Origin of the sequence: Chryseolinea sp. T2, from assembly GCF_037203685.1 — a bacterium.
Taxonomy (GTDB): domain Bacteria; phylum Bacteroidota; class Bacteroidia; order Cytophagales; family Cyclobacteriaceae; genus Chryseolinea.
On sequence record NZ_JBBCAU010000008.1, the window covers coordinates 49,920 to 65,267 of the forward strand.

At 46.9% G+C, this 15,348-nt stretch carries 13 protein-coding genes; 8 read left to right on the forward strand and 5 right to left on the reverse strand.

Features of this window, described 5'->3' with window-relative positions; translation table 11 throughout:
- Positions 1 to 240: 240 nt before the first annotated feature.
- Positions 241 to 1,146: a tRNA epoxyqueuosine(34) reductase QueG gene (gene queG, locus WBG78_RS23475; RefSeq protein WP_337328946.1), complete on the forward strand. Its 906-nt coding sequence runs from the start codon at positions 241 to 243 to the stop codon at positions 1,144 to 1,146.
- Between the two features lie 105 nt (positions 1,147 to 1,251).
- Here queG and WBG78_RS23480 read toward each other — a convergent pair whose 3' ends face one another.
- Positions 1,252 to 1,437, reverse strand: a complete 186-nt coding sequence (locus WBG78_RS23480; protein WP_337328947.1) for a hypothetical protein — start codon at positions 1,435 to 1,437, stop codon at positions 1,252 to 1,254.
- 273 nt (positions 1,438 to 1,710) lie between these two features.
- On the opposite strand from WBG78_RS23480, the gene WBG78_RS23485 reads away from it, so the two are divergent.
- Positions 1,711 to 3,114 (forward strand): BatD family protein, encoded by a 1,404-nt coding sequence (locus WBG78_RS23485; RefSeq protein ID WP_337328948.1) that lies wholly within the window; start codon positions 1,711 to 1,713, stop codon positions 3,112 to 3,114.
- 23 nt (positions 3,115 to 3,137) lie between these two features.
- On the forward strand, positions 3,138 to 4,235 hold the full coding sequence (aroC, locus tag WBG78_RS23490; RefSeq protein WP_337328949.1) for a chorismate synthase: 1,098 nt from the start codon (positions 3,138 to 3,140) through the stop codon (positions 4,233 to 4,235).
- A gap of 13 nt (positions 4,236 to 4,248) precedes the next feature.
- Here the strand turns inward: aroC and WBG78_RS23495 are convergent, their stop codons facing one another.
- On the reverse strand, positions 4,249 to 5,622 hold the full coding sequence (locus WBG78_RS23495) for a dicarboxylate/amino acid:cation symporter (RefSeq protein WP_337328950.1): 1,374 nt from the start codon (positions 5,620 to 5,622) through the stop codon (positions 4,249 to 4,251).
- A gap of 114 nt (positions 5,623 to 5,736) precedes the next feature.
- Between WBG78_RS23495 and WBG78_RS23500 the strand changes: the two genes are divergently transcribed.
- From WBG78_RS23500 to WBG78_RS23510, 3 genes are all read left to right on the forward strand, one after another.
- Positions 5,737 to 6,315 carry a NifU family protein gene (locus WBG78_RS23500; protein ID WP_337328951.1) on the forward strand — a complete coding sequence of 193 codons (579 nt, stop codon included), beginning with the start codon at positions 5,737 to 5,739 and terminating at the stop codon, positions 6,313 to 6,315.
- Positions 6,316 to 6,444: 129 nt separating this feature from the next.
- Positions 6,445 to 8,262, forward strand: coding sequence for a hypothetical protein (locus WBG78_RS23505; RefSeq protein ID WP_337328952.1), 1,818 nt, complete (start codon positions 6,445 to 6,447; stop codon positions 8,260 to 8,262).
- A gap of 183 nt (positions 8,263 to 8,445) precedes the next feature.
- On the forward strand, positions 8,446 to 10,026 hold the full coding sequence (locus WBG78_RS23510) for an FMN-binding glutamate synthase family protein (RefSeq protein WP_337328953.1): 1,581 nt from the start codon (positions 8,446 to 8,448) through the stop codon (positions 10,024 to 10,026).
- Here the strand turns inward: WBG78_RS23510 and WBG78_RS23515 are convergent, their stop codons facing one another.
- The 3 genes from WBG78_RS23515 to WBG78_RS23525 all read right to left on the reverse strand — a co-directional run bounded on the left by WBG78_RS23515 (position 10,027) and on the right by WBG78_RS23525 (position 14,077).
- Positions 10,027 to 10,353, reverse strand: coding sequence for a helix-hairpin-helix domain-containing protein (locus tag WBG78_RS23515; RefSeq protein ID WP_337328954.1), 327 nt, complete (start codon positions 10,351 to 10,353; stop codon positions 10,027 to 10,029). It abuts the gene before it with no gap.
- Between the two features lie 207 nt (positions 10,354 to 10,560).
- On the reverse strand, positions 10,561 to 13,032 hold the full coding sequence (locus WBG78_RS23520) for a ribonucleoside-diphosphate reductase subunit alpha (protein WP_337328955.1): 2,472 nt from the start codon (positions 13,030 to 13,032) through the stop codon (positions 10,561 to 10,563).
- A 55-nt stretch (positions 13,033 to 13,087) separates the two neighbouring features.
- Complete coding sequence (locus WBG78_RS23525; RefSeq protein WP_337328956.1) at positions 13,088 to 14,077, reverse strand: ribonucleotide-diphosphate reductase subunit beta; 990 nt, start codon at positions 14,075 to 14,077, stop codon at positions 13,088 to 13,090.
- 406 nt (positions 14,078 to 14,483) lie between these two features.
- Between WBG78_RS23525 and rplU the strand changes: the two genes are divergently transcribed.
- Positions 14,484 to 14,792, forward strand: a complete 309-nt coding sequence (gene rplU / locus WBG78_RS23530; RefSeq protein ID WP_337328957.1) for a 50S ribosomal protein L21 — start codon at positions 14,484 to 14,486, stop codon at positions 14,790 to 14,792.
- 43 nt (positions 14,793 to 14,835) lie between these two features.
- Positions 14,836 to 15,099: a 50S ribosomal protein L27 gene (rpmA, locus tag WBG78_RS23535; RefSeq protein ID WP_337328958.1), complete on the forward strand. Its 264-nt coding sequence runs from the start codon at positions 14,836 to 14,838 to the stop codon at positions 15,097 to 15,099.
- The last annotated feature ends 249 nt before the right edge of the window (positions 15,100 to 15,348 follow it).

Consider the following 15,348-nt stretch of genomic DNA (forward strand, 5'->3'; position numbering starts at 1 on the left):
CGACTTTTCACCTGACTCCGCTTTTGCAACTCTCCATAAAATGCTTCAGCACTTCTCGCATCAAACTCTTTTTTCTTGTCGGCCTTCAAACTTTCTTTCGGGGAACACACTCCGGCGATCTCGTATTAAAAAGCTGAGTTGCCTTGCGTTGACATCAATTAAAATAATCGTCAAAAAACGAGCCAGCAAAACGTTGTAATTTTGCAAATGCTGCAGTCTGAATCAACCGCACTGATAAAAATGAAGGCACTCGAGCTGGGTTTCAGCTTCTGCGGCATTTCAAAGGCTGAATTCCTTGAGGAGGAAGCTCCACGCCTCGAAGACTGGCTGAAGCGCAGCTACCACGGAGAAATGAGTTATCTCGAGCGTAATTTCGATAAGCGGCTCGATCCAACATTGCTTGTCCCTGGTGCCAAGTCTGTCGTTAGTCTCATCTACAATTATTACCCCGCGAAAGAGCAGCGCGCTGATACATTCAAGGTGGCCAAGTATGCATATGGAGAGGATTATCATTTTGTTGTACGCGATAAGCTGAGGGCCCTCATGGAGACCATCTACGAGAAGATTGGAATGGTTTCGGGCAGAGTATTCGTCGATTCGGCACCCGTAATGGAGAGGGCCTGGGCAAAACGCAGCGGCATTGGCTGGATCGGAAAGAACAGTTTGCTATTGAACCGCGAGATGGGCAGTTTCTTTTTCCTTGCCGAGCTGGTGATCGACCTTTCTTTGGATTACGATTCACCTGTAAAGGACTATTGCGGAACCTGTACCGCCTGTATGGATGCCTGTCCAACGGATGCTATACCCGCTCCCTATGAAGTGAATGGAAGCAAGTGCATTTCCTATTTCACCATTGAGCTTAAGGATCAGTTACCTGGCAACATGAAGGGTAAGTTTGATGACTGGATTTTTGGGTGCGATATCTGTCAGGAGGTGTGTCCCTGGAATCGCTTTTCAAAGCCTCATCAGGAACCGAGATTTGAGCCAGACGATAGTATGTTAAGAACGAGCAAACGCGAGTGGAAAGAAATGACCGAGGAGGTTTTCGATATTGTTTTCAAGAAGTCGCCGCTGCAACGGTCGCGTTATGCGGGATTGATGAGGAATATAGATTTCGTTGCCGGTGACAAGGAAGCAGCGAAGTAGGGTACAATAGGGGTAAACTGATGTATGAAATCTGAAAAGCCTATAAAAAAGAAAAGCTCCCGGTCTTTCCGAGAGCTCCTCCGAACCTGCTGGTTCATTTGAAACTTAAGCAACCACGAAGCAACGATTTAAAATGTCTTCGTGTTCAGATCCGAATTTAGTGTAACACCAATTTCGGAGTTCGTTCAGTTCTTCGCCGATCATCATGTTGATCGCTTTGCGAAGCTCTTTCTCGAACAACAGCGCACTGAAACTCACCTTGGTGAGCACGATTTTAACGTAATTGAGCATGTCAGTCAAAAAAATTAGTCCCTAACAACTGTTAAGATAAAAAATTGTCGGCCGAAAGTAAAAGAATCTTGATAAACTTTTCTTTACGATTGTCGGGAGACGGGCTATTTCCCGGTCGTATAACCGAAAATCAAGACTATTTTACCGGCGCCGAAGGCATTTTTCTCACCTTAACAGCGTTTTACATAAGTTTGTAACGAGTGAAAGGTGCCCGGATTTTATATGAGGTCCAAAATATATTTAAAATTTGTTGTTGCGATCAGTCTCGTTTTCATGTGCCAACATGTATTAGCGCAGACTGTTCAGGTTACTCTCGGTCCTAATGAGATCGGAGAAAACCAGGCCTGGACGATTACCGTGACGGTGCAAAACGACCGGCTTAAGAGCTTCGATAATTTTCCTGACATCGCCGGATTTCGGAAAAGGGGTCAGAGCACGCAGTCGACAACAAACATCGTTAATGGGCAGGTCTCGTCTTCGCAAAGTGTAATCATGACCTACCTTCCCGAAAGACAGGGGACGTTTACCATTCCTGCCTTTTCAATGAAGGTAAACGATAAGCCGATAAACGTGCCCGGAAAAAAGGTAAAGGTTGGACCTGCAGCTCAGCAACAGCAACAGCGCGACCCATTCAAGAGCTTCTTTGATAGAAATACCGATGATTTCTTCGGCAACAATGGCGATCCTGAATTCGTCGACATTAAGGAAGACGCGTTTCTAGCTCTTACTACAAGCAAGGATGAAGTCTTTGTTGGTGAAGGATTTAATGCAACACTTTCGTTCTATGTTTCCCAGGACAATCGTGCTCCACTACAATTCTATGAATTGGGAAAACAGCTTGCCGACATTCTGAAGAAGATAAAGCCAACCAATTGCTGGGAGGAAAATTTCAATATCGAAAACATAGATGGCGAAAGTGTTCGGATTAACGGCAAAGACTACACACAGTATAAGGTATATCAGGCTACCTATTTTCCTCTGAATGCAGAGCCTATCAGTTTTCCTTCCGTAGGGCTGGAGATGATCAAATATAAAGTGGCGAAGAACCCGTCGTTTTTTGGACAAAACCGACAGGAAGACTTTAAAAAGTTTTACACCAAACCGAAGGGTATAAGAGTTAAGGAGCTGCCTCCACATCCCATGAAGAATGCTGTTGCAGTTGGCGACTATAGGCTTGACGAAAGAATCAGAACCACAGAACTTCAAACAGGGCAAAGCGTCGGCTACATGTATAACATATTCGGAGAAGGTAACATCTCGGCAATTGAACGTCCCGCTACAAAAGCAGATGATAAGTTTGAATTTTATGAACCAAGTGTAAGGCAAGACATCAATCGCCAGCACAACCGGGTAACGGGCAATAAATCGTTCAACTACTTCATGATCCCTAAAGAGCCGGGCAAATACAAGCTCGGTGATTATTATCAGTGGGTATTCTTTAACCCAAAGACGGCAAAGTATGATACCCTGAAATCGAAGCTCACAGTTAACGTAACGGGTGAGAGCAAAAAGAATGAAGCAATTCTCGCGAACGACGCAGGCAATTTTTATAACAAGATCGGATCACTGGACAATCACCTCCTTGCATCTGCAGAAACCAGTTGGATCAAATGGGTCTTCAATGGTTTCATAGTGGTTATGTTGGGTGCGTCGGTGTATCTTGTGATCAAAAAATAGCCAGCGGTCAGAGCGATTGAACTATGGGGAATTCATACGGAACATTATTCAGGATAACAACATTTGGCGAGTCTCACGGGCCTGCCATAGGAGTGATAATCGATGGCTGCCCGGCTGGACTAGAAATTGATGAGGCTTTTATTCAGCATGAGCTCGAGCGGAGAAAGCCAGGACAGAGTCGGATAACCACGCAGAGAAAGGAAGACGACACCTGCAAGATCTTATCTGGGGTGTTTGAAGGTAAGTCCACAGGAACTCCAATCGCTATCGTCATAGAAAATACTGATCAGAGGAGTAAAGATTATAGTCACATAGCTGAAACGTTCAGGCCTTCACACGCAGACTTCACTTATGATGCCAAGTATGGCGTTCGTGATTATCGTGGTGGTGGTCGCAGTTCTGCACGTGAAACTGCGGCCCGTGTGGCAGCCGGTGCGATAGCTAAATTGCTGTTGCATCATGAAGGGGTTTCTATCAATGCTTATGTTTCGCAAGTGGGCGGAATCCAGGCTCCACATTATAAGGAGCTTGACCTGTCGAAAACCGATGATAATATCGTGCGATGTCCCGACCCGGCCACAGCGGAGCAAATGATCGCTCATATCGATCAGGTGCGGCTTAATCGCGATACGATTGGTGGCATTGTGACTTGCGTGATAAAAAATACACCTGTTGGTTTAGGAGAACCGGTGTTTGATAAACTGCATGCCGAACTTGGAAAGGCAATGCTCAGCATCAATGCAGTGAAGGGTTTTGAATACGGAAGCGGCTTCGAAGGCGTAAAGCTTTTGGGCTCACAGCATAACGATTCCTTCTATAATGAAGAGGGTAGAATCAGAACGCGAACGAATTTTTCAGGAGGCATTCAGGGCGGCATTTCAAACGGCGAGGATATTTATTTCAATGTCGCATTCAAGCCGGTCGCTACGATAATGCAGGATCAGCAGACTGTTGATGTGCATGGAAGTGAAACTACTGTAAGTGGAAAAGGAAGACACGATCCATGTGTGGTTCCACGGGCAGTTCCTATTGTTGAGGCGATGGCCGCACTGGTAATCGTCGATTTCCTGCTTCGCGACAAAACGGCAAAGCTAACGGCCGCGGTACCCGCGGAGAAATGAGACAATCTTAGCGTCAGTCGAAATTAATGTCGCCTTCGGGCTCCTTGTATTCGCCTTCCCATTTGGCCACGACAACAGTAGCCAGACAGTTACCAATAACATTCACGGAAGTACGCGCCATATCCATCAGCTCATCAATACCCAGTATTGCCATAATGGGCCACAACGGTAAGCCGAATGACGCTGCAGTTCCCAAAAGGATCACCAAAGTGGCGCGGGGAACGCCTGCTACACCCTTGCTGGTGAGCATAAGGGTGAATACCATCAAAATCTGATCACCGATACTGAGATCAATGTTTGCGGCCTGCGCAACGAAAACCGATGCCAATGCAAGGTAGAGGGTGCTACCATCGAGATTGAACGTATAGCCCGTAGGGAGTACAAAAGAAACAACCTTACGGGGCACGCCGAGCTTCTCCATATTTTCCATGGCTTTGGGCAGCGCGGACTCCGAGCTCGTTGTTGCAAAGGCAATTGACACCGGCTCGGAGATGGCTTTAATAAATTTGCGAATAGGCACTTTTACCAGGAGGGCAACGGGCAATAACACAAAGGTGAGGAATACAATCAGTGCACCGTAAAGAGTAAACAGAAGCTTAAGCAGCGATGTAAGAATATCAATTCCCAGGTGACCCACTGTAACTGCGATGGCAGCTCCAACTCCAAACGGTGCGAAGTGCATAATAATGTTCGTGAACTTGAACATTGCTTCCGCCAGACTCTCCGTAAACTCCAGAAGAGGTCGTTTCCTTGCTTCCGGTAATAGCGCAAGTGATATTCCGAAAATTACGCTGAAGACAACTATGGGGAGCACATCTCCATGGTAAATCGATTTAACGAAGTTCTCCGGAAAAATATGGAGGACAACATCCTGCCAGCTTTGGGCTTTCGCTTCCGGAAGATCTTGTTGGAAATGTTCCGGAAGGACAATTCCGGATCCTGCCTTGGTAATATTGATTGCCAGCACGCCGATCAGCAGCGCCAGTGTCGTTACCGCTTCAAAATAGACGATCGACTTCCAGCCCATGCGTCCCACCTGCTTCAGATTTGAGTGCCCCGCGATACCGACAACCAGAGTGGCAAAGAGGATCGGGGCAATAATAGTCTTGATGAGCCGCAGGAAGATCTTGCTAAGGACGCTTAGGTTCTGTGCAAACACGGGGAAGTTCAACCCGATCTCTACTCCGATAATCATGCTGACAAGGATCCAGGTTGTCAGTGACTTCTTGCGAACTGCGAAAATAATTACGAAAAGCCAGGTTATCCATCTTGACCCCACAAGCATCAGATGGGGGACGGAAACGGATGCGTAAAAGCTAAGCAGATGTGCTACCGCGGTGATTCCCAGCAGCACAAAAATGATCTGAATTATTCTCTTCTGGCTCAATTTCAGTCCTTTAGACAATTAACAAGGGGGCAATATAACTTATGATTTTTGGCCGGTAGCCTCATGCCGAACTTAAATTCCGTAATTTTGTTGAGAATAATAAAAAACAGCATCATGCTACAGGCAGCTCCCAAAAACGTCCATATATACCTGGAATCGAATCCAAATCCGAACTCTTTGAAGTTTGTAGTGAACGACATGCTCGTTCCCGATGGAATGAGTTTTGATTTTCCAGATGTGGCGAGCGCATCCGTGTCACCTCTGGCGCTGGAGCTATTTGCCTATCCATTCGTAGACCGGGTTTTCTTTGCCAGTAACTTTGTTACGGTAACCAAAACTGGGGATGTTGAGTGGCTCGAAATCCAGCAAACGCTCAAGGATCACATCCGAAAGTTCCTCGAGGCAGGCAAGCTGATCATCGATATCAAGGAACCGGAATCGGAAGTTGTTTCTGAGGAGGAAACAGACACAATCAAAAAGATCAAGACCATTCTTGACGACTATATACGCCCCGCAGTAGAGCAGGACGGTGGGGCTATTACCTATCATTCTTTCCGTGATGGAATAGTGAAGGTTAAGCTTCAAGGCTCCTGCAGCGGCTGCCCGTCTTCAACTGTGACGCTTAAGGCGGGAATTGAAAATCTCTTTACCCGTATGATGCCGGGTGAAGTTCAGGCCGTTGAAGCACTTTAGCCGGGAAATTTCCAATATCCGCGACTCCGCAAAAGCTGGTCGAAGATTTCATCAAACAGAGTTCAAGACCCCGCCTGTGTTTTTGGCGGGGTTTTTTCTTTATTGATGAAAAAAACGGGTCGTCCCTCCATGTGGTTAGTGCGAATTATCTCGCTGTTCTGTGTGCTGTCTCTTATGGCATTGCAGGCGATGGCACAAGAGCCAGCGAAAATCGACACTTCCACAACCCTGGAAGACGTGGCCAACCGAAGCAAGGTATCCAGAGAAATACTCGGAGCCATTAGCAGGCAACCTCCAAAGGAGGGTGTATTAAACCTCAAAAGCGAGGAAATCTTTCTACCCTACGACGGCAAGATCATTCGTAAAGTGATCGTCAATCATGTCGGATTCGAAAAAAGTATCACCGACACTACTAATAACATTAAGAACTTTGGAGCGAAGGTCGCGAACGCGGTTCATAGGAATTCGCGCGAGTGGTTGATCCGGGACCACCTTTTGTTCTCGGAGAAACGCCAGTTGAATGCCTACACGTTGGCGGATAATGAGCGCTTTCTGCGCGATCTGGACTTCATAGTTGACGCGCGGATTTTCGTGGTACCACTTTCAAGCACAGAAGATTCTGTCGATGTACTGGTGCTTACTCGTGACGTCTTCAGTATTGGTGGTCGTGTAAGTCCCAGGGGTACCGACAAATTCTCCTTTCGGGTATATGATGTGAACGTGGGAGGCGCGGGTCAGCGCATGCAGTATAACGGCTTATATGACCACGATAGAAACCCTGGTTTTGGTAATTCATTTTTCTACAGGAAGAGCAGCGTTGCGGGAACGTTCATCAATCTAACGGCCGGGGTCACGCAACTGAATGAAGGTGTAAGCCTGGGCGATGAATATGAATCTTCAATATACTTTCGCTTAGACAGGCCGTTGGTGTCGGCGTATTCACATTTTGCAGGCGGCCTGGAGCTGAGCAAGAACACTGCACATAACTATTACAACAGACCTGATTCAATATATAAGAATTATGGCTACAACGTCTACGACGTATGGCTTGGCTACAACCTGGGAATAAGAAAGAACAGGCTCAGTCGAAATCGACACTTCGTCAGCGGAAGATTTTATCAATTTGATTTTACCGAACAGCCGGAGCGCGTGTATGAGCGAGCCAACCCGATATTTAACACTCAGACAGCGGTGCTCGGGGCCTTTACAATATTCCAGCAGGAGTTCTATAAGACCCAATACGTCTTAGGTTTCGGTCGTACGGAGGACGTGCCGTATGGTCATTCCTATGCGGCCCTTGCCGGATGGCAACGACTCATGGGAGTAGACAGACCATATCTCGGGATTGATATTGAAAAGTCATTCGTCCGACCCAAAGGTAACTTCTATACCTTCTCGTTGCGAACGGGTTCTTTCATCAATAAAACACGCATGGAGGATGCGACGATTCTGCTATATGGACAATTGTTCAGCAGACTTTACCACTTCAAGCGGTTTATGCTTCGCCGCACAATTACAGCAGACTTTACCTACGTGTTCAATCAGCGATTGAATACATTGCTGGATATAAGAGATTCGTACGGCCTTGAAGGATTTCGCGCTGATAGTGTTCTTGGTACCAAGCGGCTACATGCGCGTTACGAAACGACATTGTTTACGCCCTGGAAGTTTCTGGGGTTTCACTTCGCGCCACTCGCGTTTGTTGATCTCGTCCTTCTAGCACCAAAGGATAAATTACTTTGGTTTGATGCTCCCTATGCCTGTCTGGGTGCAGGCATCCGCACGCGAAACGAAAACCTTGTCTTTGGAACTGTTGAGCTAAAGGTCTTCTACTATCCGCGAACACCCGAAGACGTGTCGTCTTTCAAAATTCAGGTTACGTCAAACCTGAGAATAAAGTACAGTGCCAGTTTTGTTCGTGCCCCGTCTTTTATCACCTACAATTGAACATTAGTCTTTAGCACTTAGTCGTTTCACAAGAAGAATTCAGGTATTCATCTGCAACACTGCTGCGCCCTTGGTTATTGCGGTGGCAGATGAATAATGGGAATTCCATGAACGTCATTTGCAATGCCTCTGTTTGCTGGATCACTAGTTCCCAACTTGCTATCTTTACACATATCGTATCCTATGAGAAGAGAATTCGTCACAGTCAGCATTATCGTCACGCTGCTGATTCTGGTATGGGCATACTTTTGGCCATACGCTCTGTTTGCATTTCTGTTAGCAGGCCCGGTAATATTTATGGGCGTCGCCGACATGATTCAACGACAGCAGTCAATAAGGAGGAATTTTCCGGTATTGGGCAGATTGCGTTACGTGTTCGAGGACCTGCGACCAAAGATTCAGCAATACTTTGTTGAGTCGGATACAGATGGGAAACCGGTAAGTCGCATCGACCGATCCGTAATCTACCAGCGTGCCAAAGAGCAGATCGATACTACTCCGTTTGGAACACAGCTCGACGTATATGCCGAGGGTTATGAGTGGATGAGTCACGCGATGGTGCCACTCGACTTTCATACGATCGACCATCATCCCAGAATACACGTTGGTAATAAAGATTGCAAGCAGCCTTACAGGGCAAGTGTGCTCAATATTTCCGCCATGAGTTTTGGTTCTCTGAGCGGTCGCGCCATTGAAGCATTGAATGCTGGCGCTGCAATTGGCGGCTTTGCTCACAACACCGGAGAAGGCGGAATCAGTCCGCACCACTTGAAGTATGGCGGTGATCTGATATGGCAGATAGGCACAGGATATTTTGGTGCTCGTACGGAAGACGGTAAGTTTTCTCCTGATGCTTTTGCAAAGAATGCCGCGTTGCCTCAGGTGAAGATGATCGAGCTTAAGCTTTCCCAGGGGGCCAAGCCTGGCCACGGCGGCATATTGCCGGCGAAGAAGAACACACCTGAAGTGGCCGCTATACGACTCGTGAAACCTGGAACCACCGTATTTTCTCCTCCTTATCACAGCGCATTTGGCACGCCACGCGAACTCATTAAGTTTATTCAACAGCTGCGCGAACTTGCAGGCGGCAAACCTGTCGGCATGAAGCTTTGCGTTGGACGCCGAAGTGAGTTTATATCCATTTGCAAGGCGATGGTCGAGATGGACAGCTATCCCGATTTCATTACAGTTGACGGTGGCGAAGGAGGCACTGGAGCCGCGCCCCCGGAATTCTCAAACTTCGTCGGCATGCCTATGCTCGATGGGCTTGCGTTCGTCGACAACATGCTGAAAGGGTTTAACATTCGCCAGCATATCAAAGTAGGAGCATCCGGTAAAGTTCTCACAGGTTTTCATCTTGTGCGTGCTATTGCGCTGGGCGCCGATTTTTGTAACTGCGCACGCGCAATGATGATGGCAGTGGGTTGCATTCAGGCTTTGGAGTGTAACAGGAATACATGTCCCACCGGAGTAGCCACACAAGATCCCGAACTGGTTGCTGGCCTCGTCATAGATGATAAGAAGGTGCGCACTGCAAACTTTCATAAGAATACAATTGAAAGCTTTGTTGAGCTCCTTGGTGCTGCCGGCCTGTCTGATCCCGCAAAGTTGAACAGGCATCAGATCAACAGGCGTGTGTTTATGAATAAGGTCATGACGCTGGAGGAAATCTACCCTTCAATACCGGTCGGTTCGATGTTGGGTGATGTGGTGCCGGAGCAATATCGAATGTCGCTTAGTTCTGCCAGCGCGGAACGGTTTTGACTAGCGCCGAATGGCGTCCTTTGCCTTTTTTGCTGATGCCACTGGTTTATCTTTCCAGTTCCACCACTTGAGTTTCTCAGGCTCGTGCTTCGTGTGTTCCGCATAATAGACGGCACATCGGAACACATAGAGAAGACAACGATCCTGAACAACTCCTGCGAAGCGATTCGACAGGTCGAACAGGGAGTCAGGGTCCTGCTTCTTCAGGTCCTCCACTTTGGTAATCCCAATATTCCAAAGATCGGTGGCAATGGATTTACCGACCCCCGGAATTGTCATCAGATCTTTGACCGCCCCGGCTTTCATTGAATTGACTGGCTTTGACATTAGGAATGTAAAGTTTGGACTGACAGAGTCATTGTAAATCAGATTCGGACAAGTTCATTAGTGAGTATTTGCGGTTCCGAACGAAAGCATCATTATCCGATCTGCGCCGACAATGTTTATGGTTAGAACGAAAAAGCCCTTGTCAGGATCAACTGACAAGGGCTTTATAATTTAACTTGTCCTATTCGGGACTAAGCTTGACTTCAATCAGCTACCGCAAGCTTCGCAGGCATCCGGATTATCCAACGAGCACATCATGTCAGAGCGCTTCTGATCGTAGTCAGCTCCCTGCTCGTAAGGAATGCTTTGTTGTGCATCGTCGACAACTGCGTGTTCTGCTCCAACTTCAGCTTTAACAGGTTCGGAATTCAGAGCAAGTGCTACACCAACACCCGCTGTTTCCTGGATCGCTGATTTATCAAGCGTAAACTTGATAGCATCGGCTGCAGCCGTAGAGCGCAGGTAGTACATGCCAGTCTTCAAACCTTTCTTCCATGCGTAGAAGTGCATCGAAGTGAGCTTTCCGAAGTTAGGGTTTGTAAGGTGTATGTTCAGGCTTTGTGACTGACAGATGTAGGCACCGCGATCGGCCGACATGTCAATGATTGCCTTCTGTGAGATCTCCCAAACAGTACGGTAGATATCCTTAATGTTCTGAGGGATTTCTGCGATATTCTGAACGGAGCCATTTGACGCGATGAGCTTCTGGCGCATAGTTTCGCTCCAGAGGCCCAGGCTCATAAGGTCTCTCATCAGGTGCTTGTTAGCGATGATGAATTCTCCTGAGAGCGTGCGACGAGTATAAATGTTCGAAGTATATGGTTCGAAGCACTCGTTGTTTCCGAGGATCTGAGAAGTAGATGCCGTAGGCATTGGAGCAACCAGCAAAGAGTTGCGAACGCCATGTTGCTTTACATCGCGCTTCAGTTGTTCCCAGTTCCAGCGACCGCTCTTAGGTGTAACTCCCCACATGTCGAACTGGAAGATGCCCTTTGATACAGGCGAGCCTTTGAAGGTCTCATATGAACCATTCAGTTTGGCAAGTTCCATAGAGGCTTCCATCGCTCCGAAGTAGATCGTTTCGAAGATCTCTTCATTAAGAGCACGTGCTTCCGGAGAATCGAAAGGCATGCGGAGCATGATGAAGCAATCAGCAAGTCCCTGAACGCCAAGTCCGATCGGGCGATGGCGCATATTAGAAGTACGTGCTTCAGCTACCGGATAATAGTTGATATCGATAACCTTATTCAGGTTACGTGTTGCCACCTTGGTGATCTCGTACAACTTCTGGTGATCGAACTTGCCCTGAGCAGTGATAAACTTAGGAAGAGCAATCGAAGCGAGGTTACATACAGCAACTTCATCAGCAGAGGTATACTCGATAATTTCAGTGCAAAGGTTGCTTGACTTGATAGTACCGAGATTCTTTTGATTTGATTTCCGGTTAGCAGCGTCCTTGTAAAGTATGTAAGGTGTTCCGGTTTCGATCTGAGACTCCAGTATTTCGAACCAGAGATCCTGTGCCTTCACCTGGCGACGTGCCTTGCCTTCTTTCTCGTATTTCTCGTACAGTCTTTCGAAGTCCTCACCCCACACATCACCTAGTCCGGGAGCTTCGTTAGGGCAGAACAATGACCACATTTCATTGCCTTCAACGCGCTTCATGAAGAGGTCGGAGATCCAAACCGCAAAGAACAAGTCGCGTGCGCGAAGTTCTTCTTTACCGTGGTTCTTCTTAAGGTCGAGGAAATCGAAGATATCGGCGTGCCATGGCTCAAGATAGATAGCAAAGCTGCCTTTGCGCTTGCCACCGCCCTGATCAACATAGCGTGCAGTCATGTCGAAGTTGCGCAGCATGGGCACGATACCATTTGAAGTACCACCTGTTCCCTTAATATATGAGCCCTTAGCGCGAACATTGTGGATGCTCAAGCCAATACCGCCAGCAGATTGAGAAATCTTAGCGCATTGCTTCAGCGTATCGTAGATGCCATCGATGCTATCGTCTTTCATCGTGAGGAGGAAGCACGATGACAATTGTGGCTTAGGCGTGCCGGCGTTGAACAACGTCGGTGTAGCATGCGTAAACCATTTTTCTGAAAGAAGGTTGTACGTCTCTATGGCACCTGCAATATCCTCACCGTGTATCCCTACCGCTACACGCATGAGTAAATGCTGAGGACGTTCGATCACCTTGCCTTCAACTTTCATCAGGTACGAACGCTCAAGCGTTTTGAAGCCAAAGTAATCGTAGCTGAAATCGCGGTCATAGATGATAGCTTCATCCAGTTCAGCGGCATGGTCTTTTATAACTTTCCATGTTTCCTTAGAAATGAGCGGTGCATTTTCACCGGTCTTAGGATCAACGTAAGTATAAAGTCGTTTCATCGTATTAGAGAACGACTTGCTGGTAGTCTTGTGCAAGTTGGAAACGGCGATGCGTGCCGCCAGCTTGGCAAAGTCAGGGTGTTTAGTCGTCATTGTTGCAGCAATCTCTGCAGCGAGATTGTCCAACTCTTGAGTAGAAACACCATCATACAGGCCATTGATCACCTTCATGGCCAGTTCAACCGGGTTGACGAACTTCGGATCTAATCCATAACAGAGCTTTTCAATCCTCGCGGTGATTTTGTCGAACTTGACAGATTCTCTGCGTCCGTCGCGTTTTAGTACAAGCATCTTTTAGGTAAGGGGTTGTGGTAAGAAGAATAGGTTAAAAAGTGATTGAAAGTAATCAAAAATCCTCGTTGAGTGAAAATTTAGGAGCGGTATCTTTCTCCATACTGTTCATTACTCCGGCTTTTTGATATTCAGCCACGCGTTTTTCAAAGAAGTTGGTTTTACCTCTCAATGAAATCATGTCCATGAAGTCGAATGGATTAGCTGTGTTGTAGATTTTCTTACCCACAAGTTCATTGAGAAGACGATCAGCTACGAATTCGATGTATTCGCGCATTTGTGCAGCATTCATTCCGATGAGGTTAACGGGGAGTGCGTCGGTGACGAACTCTTTTTCGATTTCAACGGCATCGCGGATGATGTCTACGATAGTGTCAACAGGAAGTTTATTGACCACGTGTTGAGTGTAGATGTGGCAGGCAAAGTCGCAATGCAATCCTTCGTCGCGGGAGATGAGTTCATTCGAGAATGTGAGGCCGGGCATCAGTCCGCGCTTTTTCAACCAGAAGATTGAGCAGAATGATCCGGAGAAGAAAATGCCTTCAACGGCGGCAAATGCGATGAGGCGTTCCTGAAAGTTGCCCTGGTTAATCCAGCGCAATGCCCAGTCGGCTTTTCTCTTAACGCAATCCATCGTTTCGATAGCATGGAAAAGTTTGTCCTTTTCCTTGGTATCTTTTACATACGTGTCGATCAGTAGCGAATAGGTTTCAGAATGGATATTTTCGATCGCTATCTGAAAGCCGTAAAAGAATTTAGCCTCAGTGTACTGTACTTCTGAAACGAAGTGTTCAGCGAGGTTTTCGTTTACGATGCCGTCGCTGGCGGCAAAGAATGCTAATACATGGGTGATAAAATGGCGTTCGCCATCGTTTAAGGTTGCCCAGTCACGCAGGTCGTGACTCAGGTCAATTTCCTCTGCCGTCCAGAAACTCGCCTCGGCCTGTTTGTAGAACTTCCAGATGTCATGTTGCTGGATAGGAAAAAGCACGAAGCGGTCTTTGTTCTCCTTCAGAATCGGTTCCTCTTTCATGGCATGGCTCATGGCAATAGGTTTTAAAAGTGAAAAAAAGCTCAACAGGGTACCGGTTTTTCACCAGTTCCCCGCTGTCTCCTGTAAATTTGTTTGTTTGCTTGATGCAGAGTTGTAACCGCCCCTGCAGCGTCAAGTGTACAAATGAAATAGAATGGTTCTAATTATCAAAACTGCGATTCCGGCCCATATATACCGATTGTGGACAACTTGTGGAAAACTTGTGGACAGTTAAGTAACTGTAAAATAACGTCTTAATCGCCGCCATTTAGCGGATTCTGTGAGCTAACGTAGGAAAAGATTTTTTTTTGAAAATTTTCAGAGCATCGTCAAAAGCCTTTTTTCAAAATATTCGAATTCCCCATCTGACTTTCTTAAATCTTTGCCTACCTTTGCAGTCCAATTTTTCAGAAAAGCTATGTACGCAATTGTAGACATTGCCGGCAAACAGTTCAAAGTGGCTAAAGATCAATATATCTACGCTCCTAAAATGGAGGGAGAGGCAGGCGCAGCAGTAAGCTTCGACAAGGTCCTCCTTACCGATGACGGAACGACAGTTAATATTGGCGCCCCTACTGTGAGTGGCGTTACCGTGTCGGGTAAGATTCTCGAGCACGTAAAGGGCAACAAGGTCATCGTCTTCAAAAAGAAGCGCAGAAAGGGCTATGCCAAAAAGAATGGCCATCGCCAGCAGTTTACCAAAGTTCAAATCAACAGCATCGGGTAATCGCTGATTCCCCTTATTTACCAAAAGCAAAAGACATTAAGCCATGGCACATAAAAAAGGTGAAGGTAAAGTAAAGAACGGTCGCGAATCAGAAAGCAAACGACTGGGCATTAAGGTGTTTGGTGGTCAGCAGGTTGTTGCCGGCAACATCATCGTTCGCCAGCGCGGAACCAAGCATCACCCAAGCAAGAACGTCGGCATCGGCAAAGACCACACTTTGTTTGCCCTGACTAACGGCGTTGTTGTTTTCAAAAAGAAAAAAGAAGGTAAGTCTTTCGTATCAGTTGAGCCCGTTGCGGAAGCCTGATCGAATTACATCCATTGCCCGAATACGAAAGCCCTGCACTGCGAGGGCTTTTGCTTTTTCCTCCAATCCACCGTACCTGCGCTACCCTCCTACCTCCCGAATCAGGGGATTATTTGTTTACAAAATTGACGTCATATGGGTTAGTTGCTGACCCTTTGGTATTTGTTGTAAGAGATAAAGCCAACATTCCGGCTTTCTGCATCGCCTTTGGATTTTCCTGCTGAAATAAGGTTCTCACGACTCTTCCCC